Genomic DNA, 20177 nt, shown 5'->3' on the forward strand with positions numbered 1-20177 from the left:
GGTGGTCATGACGGTTCCGCCGCCGCCGTATATTCCTCCGCCGAAGATACAGCTGCCGCCGCCGCCGAAACCGCCGATCAAGCATGTGGCCCGGACGCCGCCCAAAAAGGCGACGCCCCCGCAGACGACAACGGCTCCGGCACCACCCGTGTCGAGCGAGCCTGCCTCAACTGCGGCACCGACCAACTCGCCGGACACATCGGCTGGTACATCGCCGCTGAACAACGCCCGGCCCGTCTATCCGCCTGATATGGAGGAAGACAATATTGAAGGTCGTGTGACGGTTGCATGTGACGTGGAGACAACGGGGATGACGAGCAACTGTTCTGTTCAGTCCGTGCAGGGGGGACAATCCTTCGCGCAGGCTGCTCTGGATTACGTTCACAAGGCCCGGTATCGCCCGGCCATGAAGAACGGTGTGCCCGTCAAGGAGCTTCACAAGGTGTATGTGATCAGGTTCAGACTGGATGACTGATCCCGGCATTGAGCCGAACTCTGCAGAAAACTGCCTGGTGCCGGGAGGCTCCGTCACCAGGCCGACAAAGATAAGGATTTTTAGGTACATGATCAGACTGTCTCGTCTTCCAGTGTCGGGTCTCGCGGTTCCGGCCCTTGCGGTCATGCTGGGCACGGCGACACCGGTTCTGGCTCTGGCTCAGGATGCTCCGGCTCCTGCTGCATCAGCGCCTGCTGCTCCTGCTGCTACGGATAACACCGCAGCGCCTGCCGCTCCTGCTCCCGATGCAGCAGCTCCGGCCCCGGCTGACACGGCTGCTCCTGCTGCCCCGACGCCTGATGCCTCCGCACCTGCGGCCCCCGCAGCCGATGCCCCGGCTCCCGCTGCTGATGCGCCCGCTCCGGCAGCCGCAGCTCCGGCCACAAAAGAAGAAGCCAACCCGTACGGTCTTGGCGCTCTGTGGTCCAACGGTGACATCATTGCACGTGGCGTGCTGATGATCATGCTGATCATGTCCCTGGGCACCTGGTTCATCATGATCACCAAGTTCATCGAACAGGCTCGTCTGTTCGCTGCCGCCAAGGAAGCCACAAAGCAGTTCTGGACGAAGAGCACCATTCAGGAAGGCGCCGCCGCCCTGAAATCCACCTCTCCGTTCCGCTACATTGCTGACACCGGCATTGTTGCAGCCGAACATCATGAAGGCACGATGCAGGAATCCATCGACCTGAACAGCTGGACCTCCCTGTCCATTCAGCGTTCGGTGAACAACATCCAGAACAGCCTTCAGTCTGGTCTGGCCTTCCTGGGCACCGTGGGCTCCACCTCTCCGTTCGTTGGTCTGTTCGGCACCGTCTGGGGTATTTATCACGCCCTGACAGCCATCGGCATTGCCGGTCAGGCTTCCATCGACAAGGTTGCTGGTCCGGTTGGTGAATCTCTGATCATGACGGCTATTGGTCTGGCGACCGCTGTTCCGGCCGTGCTGGGGTACAACCTGCTGGTGCGTCGTAACAAAGGGGCTATGGACCGCGTGCGTGACTTTGCTGCCGACCTTCAGTCCATCCTGATTGGTGGCCTGCGTCATGGTGCCGGTGCAGAAAGCATTGTTGTCCGCGCTGACAACTCTCCCACCACCTCAACCATCTCTAACCGGGTAGGTTAATCATGGGTATGTCTGTCGGAGACAGCGGGGGCGAAGACGACGTCGTATCGGCGATCAACACAACTCCCCTCGTTGATGTCATGCTGGTGTTGCTGATCATCTTTCTGATCACAATTCCGGTTGCAACCCACACGGTCAAGGTAACTTTGCCGAAGGATATGAACCAGCCGACACAGACAAAGATGTCTAACGTCGTGCTTGCAGTGGCGGAAAACGGACAGGCATACTGGGACGAAACGCCGCTTAAGGGCCGGGCTGATCTTCTGGACCGGCTTGAAAAAGCGGCGGTTCAGAAACCTCAGCCGCAGATTCAGATCCGTGGCGACGTGAAGAGCCGCTATGAGTCTGTCGGCAAGCTGATTGAGGCCTGTCAGGAAGCTGGTATCTATCATATCGACTTCATTACCGAGCGGCCAAAAACCAACTGACCGAGCAGGGGTTCCACCTCCTCCTCCCTGAGGGGAGGGGGTGGGCTTCAGTCCACTATCCCGCGTCCGGCCTGGTTTGGACCGTGCCGTGGAACCAGAGTTTTAAGAGAGTGACACCCCATGGGCATGAATGTCGGATCGGAAAGCACGACGGAAGACGAAGGCATTGTCGATATCAACACCACGCCGTTGATCGACGTGATGCTGGTTCTGCTGATCATGCTTATCATCACAATTCCGTTGCAGACCCAGGCCGTTTCCATCGATCTGCCGCAGGGCAACCCGCCGCCTTCCACGGTTGAATCGCCCGTGGTGACGCTTGCGGTTGACTTTGACAACAGCATTACCTGGAACGGGCAGCCTGTTACCAGTGAGGAAGATCTTCAGGCGCGCCTGCGCGAAGCGGCAACCGGCCCGGAAGATCAGCAGCCTGAAGTGCATTTGCAGCCAAACCGTCTGGCCGATTACAAAACGGTAGTGCATGTTATGGCAGACGCCCAGCGACTTGGCGTGACCAAGCTTGGCATTATCGGGCAGGAACAATTCGCAGAAGGTCAGTGATCTGATGTCATCTCGTCTTTTACGCGTCGCACTGTTTGCAAGTGCCGCATTTGCTCTCTCCTATCCCGCAGCGCAGGCTGAGGATGTGCTTGGAGCAGATGTCGGCAAAGCCTTGCAGCAGGCACAGTCAGCTCTGTCCGCGCACGATTACACCAAGGCTATGGCTGCGGTGAATGCTGCTGACGCGGTAAAGGGCAAGAGTGACTACGAGTCCTACACCATCACCCAGATGCGCGCGGCTGTGGCGACACAGGGCGGCAATCTGGATGTGGCGACTCAGGCTTATGACAAGCTGATTGCGTCCCCGCGTACACCCAAAGACACCAAGCACCAGATGCTGATGTCTGAAGCAACAATGGCTTACACCGCCAAGGACTACCCGCGCGCGGTTAAAGCCATTGAGCGCTACCAGAAGGAAGTGGGTTCAAACCCCACAATGGATACGCTTCTTGCGCAGTCCTATTACCTTCAGAAAGACTACCCGAATTCCGTTCGTGTGCTGAAAGACCAGATCGGGCAGGAAATCAAGGCGAAGAAAACGCCGGCAGAATCCCAGTTGCAGATGCTGGGTGCCAGTGCGACCGCCATGAAAGATTCTGCAACCACCACGCATGCGTATGTGCTGCTGGCGACGTATTACCCCAAGAAGGAATACTGGGCGCTGCTGCTGCACGAACTGATTGTGAACCCCAAAATCCCGACGTCTCTCCAGCTTGATGTCTACCGCATCCGTCTGGCCGCCGGAAACGTGTCTCAGGCGCGTGACTTTATGGAGATGACGGAAATCGCCATGCAGTCCGGCATGCCGCAGCTTGCGCTGGATCTGATGAATCAGGGCTATCAGGCTAATGTGCTGGGGCAGGGAGCGGAAGCTCCGCGTCAGGCTCGCCTGAAAGCCATGGTTGAAAAATCCGTGGCGGACAAAAAAGCCTCTCTCGCGGCGGATGAAGCCGCAGCGCTCAAGCAGAAAACCGGCGATGATCTGCTGACGGTTGGCTACAACACTGTCACCTTCGGTCAGGCCGATAAAGGTCTGGGCCTGATGCAGCAGGCTATTGCCAAGGGTGTTGCGGACGTGAATGTGGCCCGTCTCCACTACGGTCTGGCTCAGCTAGCTGCTGGCAAAAAGGCTGATGCAATCGCCACGCTGAAAACGGTTGATGGCGGCGGCGGTGCTCAGGACATTGCTCAGCTCTGGGTGCTGAAACTCTCTGCAGCTAAATAAAAAGTTCTCTCCCTTATGGAGTGTGGAAAAGGTCGTCTCTTCAGACGGCCTTTTTTATTGTTCGGGTTTTTCTCAGGGATGCCTGACTGAAAAAATACGATATATTTCCCTTGTATGTGTGGTGAGGCGGATGGCACAGCGGGGGCATGAAATCCTCACTGCCTTTGCCCGTTAAACATTCTCCCGATATTTCCGTGCGTCTGGCGCGGTACGAAGATGTGGTACTGTTGCCGGAGATTGAGCGGTCTGCGGCGCAGAGCTTCAGAAGCATCCCTTCTCTGGCGTGGATTGCAGATGGTCCGTGCCTTCCGGTGGAGACGCACATGGCCAGCCTTGAGGCTGGAACATGCTGGGTGGCGGTGACGCAACAGGTCCGCCAGGTAGGGTTTCTGACAGCCGAGCGGGTGCGGGACCGGCTGCATATTCTGGAAATTTCCGTAGAAGCCGAGGCTCAGGGGCGCGGGGTTGGCAGAGCGTTGCTGGCGGCGGCGCGTCAGGCGGCACAGCAGGGTGGCTTTCAGCGGATTACCCTCACCACCTGCCGGGACGTACCCTGGAATGCGCCGTTTTATCAAAAAATAGGTTTTGAAATTCTTGAGGAACGGGTGCTGGAGCCAGACCTGCGTGCTGCCCTTGCGGAAGAAGAAGAGTGTGGGTTTCCGTCTGGCACACGGTGCGCCATGCAACTCCGCCTTCAGGAATAGCGCCCGCTTGCTAAAAGTCCGGACACGGGGTTGACGGGTGCTGACGTGGGTTTAGGGAGCGGGCTCACGGCTCACGGCTCACGGCTCACGGCTCACGGCTCACGGCTCACGGCTCACGGCTCACGGCTCACGGCTCACAGGCCCAGACTCCCACGGTTGGCGGACAGTCGGCAGTCCGGACCGTGGAGCTGGATAAGAAAATGGGCGATGCTGGTCTGGAGCGATACTCAGAGCTGGTTCGGCCGGGTTTTTAACCCCGGCTTCCGCAGCATAGTTTAGCCAGTTGTGGTGCTGGTGGCAGGCGTCTGGCGGACAACGCTGGCCGGGCTTGCCGGAGCCTGCGTATGGGGTGTCCAGCCGCCACCCAGAGCGCGATAGATGGTGATCAGATTCTGGTATTTGGAGACCGCGACCATGATCTGCATCTGTTGCGCCTGCAGGTATGAGCGCTGGGATTCCAGTGTGGTCAGATAGGAATCAGACCCGGCGTTAAACCGCAGTTTTGCCAGACGAAAAGCATCGGCAGAGGACATAACCAGATCATCCGCCTGCTTTTTTTCGTCCAGATAGGCCTCCCGTGCGGCTAGTGCATCCGCCACTTCACGGAATGCGGACTGCACCGTTTTTTCATAGGTGGCAATCTGCACGTCCCGCTCGGCTTTGGAGGCCTTCAAGTTCCCGCTGTTCATCCCCCATGTCCAGAGCGGGATTTGCAGCGAGGGATTCAGCCCCCACGTGGTGGCTGCAGCAGTAAACAGTTTATGGAACTGCAAGCTGGAAACACCATCATTTGCTGTTAGTGTCAGACGGGGGAAGAACGCGGCGCGTGCCGCACCGATATTGGCCTGAGCCGACAGCAAATTATGCTCGGCAGAGACAATGTCTGGTCGTCGTTCCAGCAGGTCTGAGGGCAGGCCTGCTGGCAGATCTGCCAGCAGGGTCTGTTCGCCCAGTGGCCGTGCGGGCGGCAGGTTCGTCGGGATGGGGGCACCAATCAGCAGAGAAATCAGGTTTTCATCCTGCTCCACTTTCCGGCGGGAATCGGCGCGCAGGGCAGCACTTTCCTGCACCTGTGTTTCCGCCTGGCGAACGGTGAGTAGATTTTCTTCCCCGTGCGCATATTTAGTACGGGTCAGATTCAGGGTGTCCTGCTGGTTGGCTAGTGTTGTATCCGCCAGAGTCAGCGTATCCCGATCGCCCAGCCATGTGACATAGGCCGTGGCAACCTGCGAAATGATGCTGATGAGCATACTGCGCTGGGAAGCTTCCTGAGATAGTGCTTTTTGTGCGGCGGCCTGCGTCAGGCTACGGATACGGCCAAACAGATCAATCTCGTAAGAGGAAAAGCCGATTCCGCCCTGGTAGTATTTAAAGACGCGTCCTCCACCAAAGGATGCGTTGTTCTTGTTCGTATCCAGACCGGGGGCGAAGCTGAGGCCCGAGGCACTGGCCGGAGCCTGATAGATAGGACCGCCGGTTGCAGAAATGGTGGGGAAGAGGCCGGCATGCTGCACATCATACTGCCCTTGTGCTTGCATGATATTGGCAGCGGAAATGCGTAGATCCCGGTTTTCGCGGATGGCGATGGTGATCAGTGCTTTCAGCCGTGCATCGGTAAAGAAATCTTCCCACCCGATATCATAGGCTGCCTGTGCGATTTTTGGCGCGCCGGTGTTCTGATAGCTCGGCCAGGTGGTGGCCAGCGGGGGAGCTGGCCGTTTGTATTTCGGGATCATCGTGCAGCCGGACAGCAGGCCAGCGGCCAGTGTCAGGCTCAGAGCACGGAAACGGCGCGAAGAGTGTGACGAAAAATGTGTAGACATGCGCTTACTCGTTTCCGGAAGCTGACGGGGCAGAAGACGGAGCTTCCTGACGTTCGCTGATACGGCGGACCTTGAAGAGCCGCAGTACCACCACAAAGAAAACCGGCACGAAGTAAACGGCCAGCAGGGTGGCGGTCGCCATACCGCCCACCACGGCGGTGCCAATGGCCACGCGGGAGGCGCTGCCTGCACCCGTTGCAATGGCCAGCGGGAACACCCCGACGACCAGCGCAATAGACGTCATCAGAATGGGGCGCAGACGTTCGCGTGCGGCCGTCAGCACGGCATCCGTCAGGGACTCGCCGCGTTCAAAGGCCATTTTGGCAAATTCCACAATCAGAATGGCGTTTTTCACGGCCAGACCGACCGTGGTCAGCAGCCCCACCTGAAAGTAGACGTCGTTATCAAGGCTGCGGCACAGTGTTGCGGCAATGGCACCCAGAACCCCCAGCGGAATGACCAGCATCACCGCCAGCGGAATAGCCCAGCTTTCATACAGAGCCGCCAGACACAGCAGAATGACCACCAGTGCCAGCGCATACAGCGGCCCTGTGGATGAGCCGGACGCAACCTGTTCAAAAGACAGGCCAGTCCATTCATACCCCACGCCAGCCGGCAGTTTGGCCAGAACGCTCTTGATGGCGTCAATAGAGTCGCCCGAGCTGTAACCGGGGGAAGGCTGGCCCAGAATTTCAAAGGCGTTCAGGCCATTATAGTTTTCCACTTTCTGCGGGCCGAGGTCCCAGTGCCCGGAGGCAAAGGCATTCAGCGGCGTGAGGGTTTGCAGGGCGTTGCGGATGTACCATTTGTCCAGATCGCTCGGCAGCATGCGCGCTTCCGGCACGCCCTGAATATAGACCTGCTTCACACGGTCATTCCGGGTGAACTGGTTGACGTAGATGGACCCCAGCGCCCCCTGAATGGTGGTGTTGATGTCGTCAATCGTGATGCCCAGTGCGTTGGCTTTTTCCCGGTCGATGTCCAGATGGTACTGGGAGGCATCTTCCATGCCGTTCGGGCGCACGGCCATTAGGCGCGGGTCTTTGGATGCAAGGCCCAGCACCATGTTGCGGGCTTCCAGCAGCTTCTGGTGGCCCAGATGGCCGCGGTCTTCCAGTTCAAGGTCAAAGCCGGTGGCATTGCCCAGTTCCAGCACCGCAGGCGGGTTGATGGCAAAGATCTGCGCCTTGGGGCTGAACCAGAAGTGCTTCATGATCCGGCCGGCAATGGCGGAGGACGTCTGCGATGCCAGCGGGCGGTCTTTCCAGTCTTTCAGACGGATGAAGAACGCGCCGGAGTTCTGACCCTGCCCGGCAAAGTTGAAGCCGTTAATGGCGTAAACGGATTCGACCAGAGAGCCTTCGGCCTTGAGGACGTAGTCGGTAATTTCATGGTTGGCAGCTTCTGTTTCCGCCATAGGTGTGTTGGGCGGCATGGTAACCTGCCCGAAAATCAGCCCCTGATCCTCATCCGGCAGGAAGCCGCCGGGAAGACGCATGAACAGGAACACGGCCAGCGCGGTAATCAGGGCAAAACCCACCATAGAGAGGATGGTCTTGCCAATAAGGAACTGCACACCGCGCAGATACCCGTTGGTCAGGCGGTCAAACTGGCGGTTGAACCAGCCTGCCGGGCCTGTTGTTTTTTCATGCCCACCCGCTTTGAGCATGGTGGCGCACAGGGCGGGGGTCAGCACCATGGCCACCAGAACAGATAGCCACATGGCGGCAACAATGGTGACGGAGAACTGGCGGTAAATCACCCCGGTAGAACCGGAGAACGCGGCCATGGGCAGGAAAACGGCTGTCAGCACCAGTACGATGCCCACAAGAGCGCCGGAAATTTCATCCATGGAGACACGGGCGGCATCCACGGGGGAAAGCCGCTTTTCCGTCATCACACGTTCAACATTTTCCACCACCACAATGGCGTCATCCACCAGCAGGCCCACGGCCAGAATCATGGCCAGCATGGTCAGCGTGTTGATGGAGTAGCCCAGAATGTTCAGTACCCCGAAGGTGCCCAGCAGTACTACCGGCACGGCAATGGTCGGGATCAGTGTCGCACGGAAGTTTTGCAGGAAGATCAGCATTACCACGAACACCAGCGCGATGGCTTCCAGCAGTGTTTTGACCACTTCCTCAATGGAGAGAACGATAAACGGCTCGGTATCCAGCGGATAAACCGTCTTCAGCCCCGGCGGGAAGAATTTTTCAAGCTGCGCCACCTGTGCCCGCACGGCGGCTTCCGTCTGCATCTGGTTGGCGCCGGGGGCAAGTTTCAGCGCCATGCCGGAGGCGGGCATGTTGTTGTAGAAAGAGTTGGTATTATAGGTCTGCGGGCCCAGTTCCACACTGGCGATGTCCCCGATGCGGACCTGTGAGCCATCAGGCTGCACCTTGAGCAGAATTTTCCTGAATTCTTCCGGGGAGGTCAGGCGGGTCGGGCCGATGATGGTGGCATCAAGCCGGATCGCCTTTTTGGCGGGCAGGCCGCCCAGTTCACCAGAAGAAACCTGAATGTTCTGCGTCTGGATTGCAGTCTGAACATCTTTGATGGTCAGGCCGTAGCTGTAGAGCTTGCCGGGGTCCATCCAGATACGCATGGCGTATTCAGACCCGAACAGGGTGTGATCCCCCACGCCGGAGACGCGGCTGAGCGGGTCGGAAATGCTGGAGGCGACATAGTCGGCAATATCACTGCCGGTCATGCTGCCATCGGTTGAGATAAAGGCCAGAACCATCATGAAGTTCTTCACGGCCTTGGTGATGCTCAGGCCCTGCGCCGTGACTTCCGGCGGCAGTTTGGGCTGCGCCAGTTGCAGCTTGTTCTGCACCTGCACCTGCGCGATATCCGGGTTGGTGCCCTGTGCGAAGGTGAGGTCAATTTCCATCATGCCCGAGGCGTAGGACTGGGCGGAAATATATTCCAGATGGTCCAGACCAAACATCTGCTGGAGGATGGGCCGCACGACCGTATCGTTCACCGTATCCGCGGAAGCCCCCGGATAGGTGACGGAAATGGCGATCTGCGGCGGGGCGATGCTCGGATACTGGGCGATGGGCAGCCGGAAAATGGACAGACCACCTACCAGCATGATGATCAGGCTGATCACCCACGCAAAAATGGGTCGATCAATAAAGAAACGCGAAAAAGACATCCGGTTACTGCCCTTTATTCTGGCTGGACGTGTCGGATGCTGCCGGAGGGGCTGCGGTTTCCGTTTCCGTGGGTTTGACCTTTGCGCCGGGTTTGATTTTCTGCACTCCGACGGTCACGACGCGTTCACCGGCTTTCAGCCCGGAGGTGACCAGCCAGTCTGTGCCAATGGCCTGACCAATCTGGATCTGGCGCAGTTCCACCGTATCGTCAGGTTTGACAACCCACACCTGCGGGTCCCCGTGTGTATTGCGGCTGACGGCCTGCTGCGGCACGAGCAGCCCGTTCGGGTCTGCCCCTTCATCAAGCTGTGCATGGACATACATGCCCGGCAGCAGGAGTTTATCCGGGTTAGGCATGAGCGCACGCACGACGACGGAGGCCGTGGAGGTATCCACATTGACTTCGGAGAGGGCCATGCGGCCGGTATGTTCGTAGGTGCTGCCGTCTTCCAGCGTCAGCGTGACAGGGACTTCCCCGTTTGCCTGACGGGTAATGCGGCCTTCCGCGAGTTCCCGCTTGAGGCGCAGCAGCGTGATTGCGGGCAGATTGACGTCCACATAAATCGGGTCAAGCCGCGTGACGACGGCCGTATTATCCGTCTGGTTGGCGGTGACGAGCGCACCCACGGTAATGATGCTTCGGCTGATCCGCCCGGAGATGGGGGAATTCATGCGTGTATAGCCCAGGTCAACCTGAGCGTTTTCAACCTGACCTCTGGCTGTCAGGATCTGGCCCTGTGCTTCTTTTTCCGCAGCCAGCGCATCATCATAATCCTGATGGCTGACGGCGTGTGCCTGCACCAGAGATTTATAGCGCTGCAGTTTGGCGCGGGCGGTCACTTCCGCGGCTTCGGCCTGTGCAAGCTGGCCGCGTGCCGTGTCATACGCGGCCTGATAGCGGGATGGGTCAATCTGATAGAGCTGCTGGCCGGCCTGCACGTCCGCACCTTCGGTAAACAGGCGTTTCTGAATAATGCCGGTCACCTGTGGGCGGACCTGAGCAATTTCATACGCATCCGTACGGCCCGGCAAAATGGTATGCACGTTGACCGACTGCGGATGCAGGGTAATGACGCCGACCTGCTGTGGTGGCATGGCGGGCGGGGTCGCGGCTTTGCGGTTACAGCCGGACAGCGCCAGCAAAGCGACAGCAGAGAGCAGGACCGGGCGGAACGGGAGGGGATGCATTGTCACTCTGGCGGATCCTGCCTTTGGAAAACAAAGAAAAACAAAAAAACGGATACGGACACCTGTTCCGGCGTGCCGGGCGGCCTTTGCGGAAAGACCGGACATGTGGCGCGCAGAAGGGAGCGACGTATCAGAAAACAAACACTGGAAGCCGGAAACAGTACTAAATGTTACTGTTTCCGGCGTAAGCTAAAAGGCGGCAACCGGATCGTCAAGCCATCAGGAAAACCTCAGCGGCCAATATCCCGCAGTTTCTTTCCGGCCATAAGGTTTTGTTCAATCTCTTCCAGCGAGACGCCGCGGGTTTCAGGCACCAGCAGCTGGGTAAACACAAAGAAGACAGCATTGAGGGCGGCAATCAGGCCAAAGGTCAGCGGGGCTCCCAGAGCATTAAGCAGGCTGAGGAAGGAGACGCCGACAATCATGTTGGACACCCAGTTGGTCAGGGTGGACAGGGTAATCCCCAGATCGCGCCCTTTGATAGGCTGAATTTCCGAACACAGAACCCACATCAGCGGCCCGGCGGACATGGCGTGGGCCGCGATGAAGATCATGATAAGGAAGACGCAGAGCAGTTTGGCCGCCTGTCCGTCCAGTCCGTTATGGTTGAGCAGGGCAAGCGCCCCCATGGCAATTGTCATGGTGATGAAGCCTGCATAGAGAATAGGCTTCCGCCCCCAGCGGTCCACCAGACCGATAGCCGCAACCGTGGCCAGCACGTTTACAAAGCCGATAATGGCTGTGCACCACATCTGGGCGGTGCCGACAAACCCGGCCAGTGCGAAGATTTTTGGCGCATAATACATCACGACGTTAATGCCCGCGAACTGCTGCATGGCCTGAAGCAGCATGCCCAGCAGAATGGAACGCCGGAAATTGGCATTCTGCCAGAGCAGCGCAACGCCGCCCTGCCGCTGCTGGAGCTGTTCATCAATCGCGCGGATTTCAGCATGGGCTTCATGCGGGGTGGGGCGGAGGTCTGTCAGCACGGCCAGAGCTTCCTCCCGCCGGCCCTTCATCATCAGCCAGCGCGGGCTGTAGGGCAGGAACAGCACACCGATCACAAACAGCACGCCGGGAATGGCAATCACCCCGAACATCCAGCGCCACTGGCCGTGGTAGCTGAACAGCGTATCACTGATGAAGGCGAGAAAAATACCAACCGTGATCATGAGCTGATAGGTGGAAATCATCGCGCCGCGCGTGTTCTCGCTCGCAATTTCGGACAGATAGAGCGGGGAGGTAAAAGCGGCGATCCCGATGGCCAGCCCCATAAGGCCGCGCCCGCAGATCATGCTGGCAACCGACCATGACAGCGCACACGCGATGGACCCGATGATGAACAGCACCCCGCCGATGACAAGCGCCCATTTGCGCCCGCCCAGCCGTGCCAGCCACCCGGCCAGAATGGCCCCGATGGCGGCCCCCGCCATCATTGCGCTGACAATCCATTCCTGCGCAAAGGTGGAGGCGTGAAAGGTTTCAGCAACAAAATCCAGCGCGCCGGAAATAACGCCAATGTCCAGACCAGACATAAGGCCGCCTGTGGCGGCAAGAATGCCAATAATAATGGTGCGGATCTGAGTGGATGAGTCTGTCTGAGGCTGAACTATGGGCTGGTTTTGCATCGGGTTAACAGGTTTCCGTTAAGAAAATTATTTTTATTGGCGTTTTTGTGTTTCTCAGGACCGTGCCGGAGCATCCTTATAGGGTCACCAGCGTCCGAATAGTTTGGTCATGCCACAAAACGGCCAGAAAACCTATCTTTCGTTCAGGGACAGTCAGGGCGTGTCCTGATTGTCGCTCTCTCCAAAGCGGGAGTCCCGATGCACCCATGTGGAGAGCAGCAGCCCAAAGCCGAGCATGACGTTCAGCATGGCCGAGCCGCCATAGGAGACCAGAGGCAGCGGCACACCGCCGACCGGAATGGCCCCCATCACCATGGACAGATTGACCAGACAATAGAGAAAGAAATTCATGCTGATGCCCAGCGCCACCAGCCGCCCGAAGCGGTTGCGGCTGCGGATGGCCATGAGCATTCCGCCCAGAATCAGCAGGAGAAGTAGGCCGATCACAGTAACGGCCCCGACATACCCCCATTCCTCCGCGATCATGGTGAAGATGAAGTCTGTCTGTTTTTCCGGCAGAAAGTTCAGTTGCCCCTGAGAACCATGCAGATAGCCCTGCCCCCACATCCCGCCGGAGCCGAGCGCAATTTTGGACTGAATGATGTTGTAGCCTGCCCCAAGCGGGTCACTTTCCGGGTTGAGGAAGGTGGTAATGCGGGCACGCTGGTAATCATGCAGGTGGGCATAGGCAAATTTGGCCAGATAGGGCACGGGCAGCAGGAGCAGGGCAATCAGCCACAGCCGCATTCCGGCTGCAAAAAACATGGACGCCCCAATCCCGCCGATAATGACGGCGGTGCCCAGATTAGGCTCCTTGAGCACCAGTACCACCGGCAGCAGCACAAGAAATGCCGGGGGGATCAGCCATAGCGGATTGCCCATCCGGGCGTAGCTGATCCGGTTGAACCAGGAGGCCAGCACCAGCACCAGCGCCACCTTGGCGTATTCTGAGGGCTGGATTTGCAGGCCGCCAATCATCAGCCAGCGCTCCGCCCCCTTGCCCACATGCCCCATGCGCAGCACCGCCACGAGCAGGATGATGGACAGAACATAAAGGGGACCGGAAATGCGGACCAGCATTTTGGGCGGCAGCATGGCCACGGTAATCATGAGCACAAGACCCACGGCAAACCGGGCGGCCTGCGGGGCGGCAAATGGATAGGGCGTGCCCCCGCCTGCGGAATAGAGGGTGACGTAGCCAACCCCGGCCAGCGTGCAGATCAGCAACACGTAAAGCCAACTGATGCGCCAGAGTTTGGAGAGCAGGCGGAAGCTCGGCTCGGCGCGTAAAAGGCGTTTGTGGAATTTCATGGTTATTCAGGCGTGTCCGCAGGCGGGGCGTCCGGAGCAGGCGTTTCCGCCTCCGGGGTTGCCGCATCTGCAACACTTTCCGGCGGCGGGGTCAGGTGGTTCACCGGGTCACGCAGCAGGGTGTCCGTCATGATGTCCCGCGCCAGCGGGGCGGCGGCATCCGCGCCGGTATTGCCGTGTTCGATCACGACCGAGACGGCGTAGCGCGGGGCATCATAAGGGGCAAAGCAGATGAACAGCGCATGGGGGCGGTATTCCCATGGCAGATTGGCGGAGTTGAAGTGCCCGCTCTCACGCAGCGCACGGGAGACGCGGCGTACCTGTGCGGAGCCGGTCTTGCCGGCCATGGTGATGCCGGGCAGGCTGAGGCGGGCCTTGGGGGCGGTGCCGTGCTGTTCATTCACCACGGCAAACATGCCGCCGCGCAGGGCGGAGAGATATTTTTCGGGCATGCCGAGGTCCGGCCAGTGTTCCGGCGTGGCCTCCGGCCCGATATCACCATTCATGGCGCGGACCAGATGCGGCTGCACGGCCCGGCCCGTCGCAAGGCGGGAGGTATAGGTGGCCAGTTGCAGGGGCGTGACCTGCACAAAGCCCTGCCCGATACCGCTGACAATGGTATCGCCCCCGTTCCAGTGATGGTGGTGTGATTGCCGCCATGTAGGGGTGGGAATCAGCCCGGTGCGGGTGTGGGGCAGTTCAATATCCAGCGCCGTGCCGAGACCGAACTGGTGCGCGGTCTCGGCAATGCGGTCCATGCCGACCCTGCGGGCCATTTCATAAAAATAGACGTCACAGGAATATTTAAGCGCCTGATGCAGGTCCACCGAGCCATGCCCCCAGCGGGACCAGCAGTGGAAGCGGGTGCCTCCCACATCCAGATGGCCGGGGCAGAACACTCTGTCCGTCGGGGAGAACAGGCCGGATTGCAGCCCGGCCATGGCAACCGCGGGTTTGAACGTGGAGCCGGGGGGATACACACCGGCCACGGCCTTGTTGATCAGCGGTGTGCGCTCGTTATTGGTCCACTCAATCCACTGGGCATGGCTGACACCGCTATCAAACAGTGACGGATCGAACGAGGGCGTACTGACCATGGCCAGCACCTCGCCATTGCGGCAGTCCATCACCACGGCGGAGGCTGTCTGCTCCCCGATGCGGCTCAGAACCTTCTGTTGCAGCCCGCGGTCAATCGTCAGGCCGATTTCCGCGCCGGGCACGCCTTCCACCCGGTTCAGCTCGGACATCACGCGGCCGACGGAATTGACTTCCATTTCCACGGAGCCCGCCGTGCCGCGCAGTTTTTCATCCTGACTCTGCTCCACCCCGGCGCGGCCTACGCGCATGCCGGGCAAAGCCAGCAGCGCGGACCGGGCGACATCGCGTTCATTTGGGGGAGCAACATAGCCAATCAGATGCGCCAGCAATTCCCCTTCCGGGTAGACGCGCCGGGTGCCGACATCAATCAGCACACCGGGGAGCGAGGGCGCATTGAGTTCAATCCGCGCCATTTCCTCCCATGAGAGGAAGTCACGCAGCATGACAGGAATAAAGCGGCGCTGGTGGCGCATTTCCCGCGCGATGCGGGTGCGGTCCCGTTCATCCAGCGGGATGATGGTGGAAAAGCGTTCAATGGTGCCGGCGACGTCGGTCGTCTCTTCCGGCATCAGCAAAGCGCGCCAGTTTTCCTTGTTGTTGGCCAGCGCCACGCCGTAACGGTCCACAATGCGCCCGCGCGGCGGTGCCAGATAGCGTTTGCTGACACGGTTGCTCGCCGCCATGCGGGCGTAGCGGTCTCCGTCTTTAATCTGCAACTGGTAGAGTTTGTGCGCCAGTTCCCCCAGAGCGCCCATCTGCACGGCCATAAACAGCAGGGCCCGGCGCGTAAACACACCGCGTCCGGGGTCCTTCTGGTTTTTGATGGGCATCAGGCGGTTGCTCTCCCGCCTGCGACGCCTCAGCCGCATGGCACGTCTCCGGGCAGCATCAGGGGTCTTCCTTTTCATCCAGCCTGTGCAGAACCCATGAGAACAGGGCTGACAGCGGAGGATAGACCCCAATGGTCAGAAGAGCCTCAAACAAAGCCGGGGCAATGTCCAGCATGGCAAGCCGGAACAGGCAGGCCAGCCCCCATTGCAGCAGGCATGCCCCTGCCGCCACCAGTGCAAACACACCCCAGACCAGCAGGAAGTTCAGGCGCATCAGGCCAAAGCGGGCATAAAAGGCCACGCCATGCACCAGCAGCAGGATAAAGGCGCTGACCCCAAGCGGCGTAAAACCGACCAGATCCATAAACAGACCGAGCAGAAATACCGCCAGACCGGACATGCCGGAGGGCCGCCAGAAGGACCAGAAGAAAACGGTCGCAATAACAAGAGCAGGCAGCAGTTCCGCTGCTCCCGGAATATTCAGCGGGGCCGAGAAAAAGATGATGATCAGCGCGATAAAGAGCGAGGGCAGCAGGTGGCGTGCCCCGTGGTCAAGCCGCTGCCACAGGGTCTGGCGGGGCCGGATTTCCGGCTCCCACGCGCTCATGGAAGGATCTGGTATCATCCCGCCTGATCCTCAGCCCTGACCAAGCAGGGTCTTGAGGGGGAGGGTCAGCGTCTGTCGCGGGTGGGCCAGCGGCACATGGCCGGGCGCATCTGGCGGGTCGATCAGTGCCTGACCGAAGTCAAACACCCGCAGCATCGTCAGGTGGTCAAGCTGGGCAAACGGTACCACAACGGGCCGGCCGGGATGCAGATAATGCACCGTCCCGATAGGGAGCCCTGCCGGAAAAGCACCCGCCTGATCACTCGTCACGACTCGTTCACCTTCAATGGGCCGGGTATCCTGCGCGTAATACATCAGCCGGGGGAGGGGCGTGTTATCTCCCCCCATAATGGCGGTAGCGTGGCTGGCGTCCAGCGTGACGGGCAGGCGGCTGGCGATATCGGTAATCAGCAGGATGCGGGAGGACCGTGCCCCGGTTTCCGTCACGCGGCCCGCCAGCCCGTTGGCGGCCAGCGCGACATTCCCCACGCGCACGCCACTGTCCGTACCCGCCACCAGCAGAACAGCGCGGGCGTAAATGCCGCCGCTATCCGCCACCACGCGGCCGGTGACAAAGGCCGGTGTCGGTTCGGGAATCCAGTGCAGGGCGGTTTTCAGCGTATCGTTTTCCCGCGTGAGGGAAACGGCGACATCATACCAGCGGCGCAGATTGTCATTTTCAGTCTGGAGACGTGCGTTTTCGGACGCCATGCGTCCGGCTTCCCTCAGATTGGTGCTGACAGCCTGCACCCGGTGCTGGGCCGCAGTCATCAGCCCCCAGAGCGGGGCCAGCCCGTCGGCCACGGTCATGCGGGCCTTGTCAGCCAGTTTCCGGTCTGCCTGACCGGCAATAATGATGCCAATGGACAGCAGAACCAGCAGTGGCAACACCAGCTTGCCCAGTGCCTGACGCATCTGGATGGAGACAGGAATCATGCGGCCTCCATCACCTGTGCTGGGTCAGACTCCGTGTGTGCGTTCAGGGCGTGTCTGCGTGTTCTCCACATAAAGTGGCATGCATCCTTTCCATCAGCCGGGCTGACATAGTGTGCCGCGTTCCCCCTTTCCGGACGGAAGGGGACTCGTAGTATGATAAAAACGTGACAATTAATACATGGTTGTCAGGACGTTGCGCAGGCGCTTCATTTCTTCCAGCGCACGGCCCGTCCCCAGCGCCACGCAGGAGAGAGGGTCTTCCCCGACCGTTACCGGCAGACCGGTTGCCAGACGTAGCACTTCGTTCAGGCGGTAGAGCAGCGCGCCGCCGCCGGTCAGCACAATGCCCTTGTCCACAATATCAGCCGCCAGTTCCGGCGGCGTGTTTTCCAGAGCCGTGGTTACGGCGTCCACAATCTGGCTGACAGGTTCAAGCAGGCTTTCGGCAATCTGGGCCTGAGAGACCTGCACCTCACGCGGGACACCGTTAATCAGGTCACGCCCCTTCACGTCCAGCCACGGGCCGGGGTCTTCCGGGTCATCGGGCATCATGGCGGAGCCGAGCTTGATCTTGATGCGCTCGGCGGAGCTTTCGCCAATCAGCAGGTTATGGGTACGGCGGATGTAGGAGATAATGGCTTCATCCATCTTGTCTCCGCCCACGCGCACGGAGCGGGCATAGACAATGCCGCCCAGAGAAATCACGGCGACTTCCGTCGTGCCGCCGCCGATATCCACAATCATGCTGCCGGACGGTTCCGTCACCGGCAGGCCCGCGCCAATGGCGGCGGCCATGGGTTCTTCAATCAGAAACACGCGGCGTGCCCCGGCACTTTCCGCACTTTCCTGAATGGCGCGGCGCTCAACGGCGGTGGAGCCGGAGGGCACGCACACAATAATCTGCGGGCTGGTAAAGGCGCGGCGGTTATGGACCTTGCGGATGAAATGCTTGATCATTTCTTCCGCGACATCAAAGTCGGCAATCACACCATCACGCATCGGGCGGATGGCGGTGATGTTGCCCGGAGTCCGGCCAACCATCAGCTTGGCTTCATCCCCCACAGCCAGAAGCTGCTTTTTGCCCCGCACCTCGGCAATGGCCACCACAGACGGCTCATTGAGTACAATGCCGCGTCCTTTGACGTAGACGAGGGTATTGGCAGTACCCAGGTCAATAGCCATGTCGGCGGACATGAGACCGAGCAAACGAGAGAACATCCAGCACTCCTGGCTTGGGGAGGATGCCGTACGTGCCTGACCGCAGGCGCGCGAACGACCATACTCTGATAATCAGCTTCTATATGGGGGCAGGGCTTACCGGGGTGCAACCACCCAGACAAGACCCTGAAGCAATAAACTACCTAAAATTATACCGGCCCGGTCTGGTATAACAGAACCGGGCTGGCGGGGCGTTTTCAGGCGGTCAGTTCTTCCGGTTCTGCACGGTCACGCTTGACCAGCAGTTTGTTCAGCGCATGCACATAAGCGCGTACGGCGGAGACGACGGTATCGGCATCCGCACCCTGACCATCCACCAGTTTGCCGTCTTCTTCCAGACGTACGGTGGTGCGGGCCTGTGCGTCTGTCCCCTCCGTGACGGCACCCACGGAGAACAGCGCCAGACGGGCGTCATGCGGGAACGCGCTACGCAGCGCATTGAAGGCGGCATCCACCGGACCGTTGCCCGTGGCGTCGGCTTCAACCGTCTCACCATCAACCGTGAGGGACAGGGTGACGGAGGAGGGCTTGCCGGAGCAGGAGGTCAGGCTGAGGGCGCCAAACCGGATATGCTCGTTATCCCGCACTTCATCATCCACCAGTGCGACAATATCTTCGTCGTAAACGGCCTTTTTCTTGTCGGCCAGATCCTTGAAGCGGGCAAAGGCGTCATTCAGCTTGGCGTCATCCAGATCACCATAGCCCAGAGCTTTCAGCTTATCGCGGAAGGCGGCGCGGCCGGAATGTTTGCCCATGATCAGGGAGGAGCGGGTCCAGCCCACGCTTTCCGGCGTCATGATCTCATAGGTCGCGGCGTTTTTCAGCACGCCATCCTGATGGATGCCGCTTTCATGCGCAAAGGCGTTGCGGCCGACAATGGCCTTGTTGGGCTGGACATCAAAGCTGGTGATAGTGGCCAGCATCCGGGAGACCTTCAGCAGGCTTTCCGTATGGATCCCGGTGGTGAAGGGATACTGGTCATGCCGCGTGCGCAGCGCCATGACGATTTCTTCCAGCGCGGCGTTGCCCGCCCGTTCACCAATGCCGTTGATGGTACATTCAATCTGGCGTGCGCCGCCGCGCACGGAGGCCAGCGTGTTGGCAACGCCCAGCCCGAGGTCATTGTGGTTATGGGCGGAGAAAATCACCTGATCCGCCCCCGGCACGCGCGCCAGCAGCATGGAGAAAATGCGTTCCATGTCCTCCGGCGTGGCGTAGCCCACGGTGTCGGGAATGTTGATGGTGGTGGCGCCGGCTTTAATAGCGGCTTCCACGCAGCGGCACAGGAAGTCCGGTTCCGTGCGGGAGCCATCTTCCGCAGACCATTCCACATCATCCGTCAGATTGCGGGCGGCGGTGTTGCCGGTGGTGATCAGGTCCAGAACAGTCTCCGGTTCCATCCGCAGCTTGTATTTCATGTGCAGGGGAGAGGTGGAGATAAAGTTGTGAATGCGCTTGCGTTCCGCCGGGGCCAGAGCCTCACCGGCGGCGGCAATGTCTTTCGCGCCACCCGAGCGGGCCAGCGCGCAGATCACAGCGCCTTTGGTGTGCTGGGCAATCTGATGCACGGAGTCAAAGTCACCTCTGGAGGCAACGGGAAAGCCCGCTTCCATCACATCCACGCCCAGTGCGGCCAGAGCTTCCGCCATGCGCAGCTTTTCCGCCAGATTCATGGAGAAGCCGGGGGACTGCTCGCCATCACGCAGTGTGGTGTCAAAAATAATGACACGGTCGGCAGGCAGGCGGCCAAAGGAGGGATGATTGATGATGTGGGGTGTGGCTGACATCGGAAACGTCCTTGAAATCGGTCTTGTCTGGGGCTGGCATGCGGGTGAGG

At 59.8% G+C, this 20177-nt stretch carries 16 protein-coding genes; 6 read left to right on the top strand and 10 right to left on the bottom strand.

All coding sequences use genetic code 11. The features are described from left to right. The 6 genes from KP699_RS06665 to KP699_RS06690 all read left to right on the top strand — a co-directional run. Positions 1 to 475, top strand: a 475-nt coding sequence (locus tag KP699_RS06665; protein WP_215762062.1) for an energy transducer TonB, incomplete at its 5' end; no start/stop codon positions are given. A gap of 88 nt (positions 476 to 563) precedes the next feature. After that, complete coding sequence (locus KP699_RS06670; protein WP_077930805.1) at positions 564 to 1622, top strand: MotA/TolQ/ExbB proton channel family protein; 1059 nt, start codon at positions 564 to 566, stop codon at positions 1620 to 1622. 2 nt (positions 1623 to 1624) lie between these two features. After that, positions 1625 to 2050 (top strand): biopolymer transporter ExbD, encoded by a 426-nt coding sequence (locus KP699_RS06675; RefSeq protein WP_025827128.1) that lies wholly within the window; start codon positions 1625 to 1627, stop codon positions 2048 to 2050. Between the two features lie 120 nt (positions 2051 to 2170). Then, a complete protein-coding gene (locus tag KP699_RS06680; protein WP_025827126.1) occupies positions 2171 to 2611 on the top strand; it encodes a biopolymer transporter ExbD in 441 nt (146 codons plus the stop codon). A 4-nt stretch (positions 2612 to 2615) separates the two neighbouring features. Continuing rightward, on the top strand, positions 2616 to 3836 hold the full coding sequence (locus KP699_RS06685; RefSeq protein WP_025827124.1) for a tetratricopeptide repeat protein: 1221 nt from the start codon (positions 2616 to 2618) through the stop codon (positions 3834 to 3836). A 146-nt stretch (positions 3837 to 3982) separates the two neighbouring features. Then, the gene (locus KP699_RS06690) at positions 3983 to 4540 is read left to right on the top strand and encodes a GNAT family N-acetyltransferase (protein WP_215762063.1); all 558 of its coding nucleotides are present in this window, start codon (positions 3983 to 3985) and stop codon (positions 4538 to 4540) included. A gap of 275 nt (positions 4541 to 4815) precedes the next feature. Here the strand turns inward: KP699_RS06690 and KP699_RS06695 are convergent, their stop codons facing one another. From KP699_RS06695 to KP699_RS06740, 10 genes are all read right to left on the bottom strand, one after another. Further along, a complete protein-coding gene (locus KP699_RS06695) occupies positions 4816 to 6363 on the bottom strand; it encodes an efflux transporter outer membrane subunit (protein WP_215762064.1) in 1548 nt (515 codons plus the stop codon). A gap of 4 nt (positions 6364 to 6367) precedes the next feature. Next, the gene (locus KP699_RS06700) at positions 6368 to 9523 is read right to left on the bottom strand and encodes an efflux RND transporter permease subunit (RefSeq protein WP_086656296.1); all 3156 of its coding nucleotides are present in this window, start codon (positions 9521 to 9523) and stop codon (positions 6368 to 6370) included. 4 nt (positions 9524 to 9527) lie between these two features. Continuing rightward, complete coding sequence (locus KP699_RS06705; protein WP_215762095.1) at positions 9528 to 10712, bottom strand: efflux RND transporter periplasmic adaptor subunit; 1185 nt, start codon at positions 10710 to 10712, stop codon at positions 9528 to 9530. Positions 10713 to 10942: 230 nt separating this feature from the next. Continuing rightward, on the bottom strand, positions 10943 to 12340 hold the full coding sequence (locus tag KP699_RS06710) for a sugar porter family MFS transporter (RefSeq protein WP_215762065.1): 1398 nt from the start codon (positions 12338 to 12340) through the stop codon (positions 10943 to 10945). A gap of 153 nt (positions 12341 to 12493) precedes the next feature. Next, the gene (rodA, locus tag KP699_RS06715) at positions 12494 to 13651 is read right to left on the bottom strand and encodes a rod shape-determining protein RodA (RefSeq protein ID WP_025827114.1); all 1158 of its coding nucleotides are present in this window, start codon (positions 13649 to 13651) and stop codon (positions 12494 to 12496) included. A gap of 2 nt (positions 13652 to 13653) precedes the next feature. Continuing rightward, positions 13654 to 15618 (bottom strand): penicillin-binding protein 2, encoded by a 1965-nt coding sequence (mrdA, locus tag KP699_RS06720; RefSeq protein WP_215762066.1) that lies wholly within the window; start codon positions 15616 to 15618, stop codon positions 13654 to 13656. 19 nt (positions 15619 to 15637) lie between these two features. Continuing rightward, positions 15638 to 16204, bottom strand: a complete 567-nt coding sequence (locus KP699_RS06725; RefSeq protein ID WP_237592347.1) for a rod shape-determining protein MreD — start codon at positions 16202 to 16204, stop codon at positions 15638 to 15640. A 12-nt stretch (positions 16205 to 16216) separates the two neighbouring features. Further along, complete coding sequence (gene mreC / locus KP699_RS06730) at positions 16217 to 17122, bottom strand: rod shape-determining protein MreC (protein WP_215762067.1); 906 nt, start codon at positions 17120 to 17122, stop codon at positions 16217 to 16219. A gap of 171 nt (positions 17123 to 17293) precedes the next feature. Next, positions 17294 to 18340, bottom strand: a complete 1047-nt coding sequence (locus KP699_RS06735; RefSeq protein WP_025827108.1) for a rod shape-determining protein — start codon at positions 18338 to 18340, stop codon at positions 17294 to 17296. Positions 18341 to 18537: 197 nt separating this feature from the next. Beyond that, complete coding sequence (locus tag KP699_RS06740) at positions 18538 to 20127, bottom strand: 2-isopropylmalate synthase (RefSeq protein ID WP_212355119.1); 1590 nt, start codon at positions 20125 to 20127, stop codon at positions 18538 to 18540. Between the last annotated feature and the right edge of the window lie 50 nt (positions 20128 to 20177).

The organism is Acetobacter sp. P1H12_c (genome assembly GCF_018811975.1).
Taxonomy (GTDB): domain Bacteria; phylum Pseudomonadota; class Alphaproteobacteria; order Acetobacterales; family Acetobacteraceae; genus Acetobacter; species Acetobacter persici.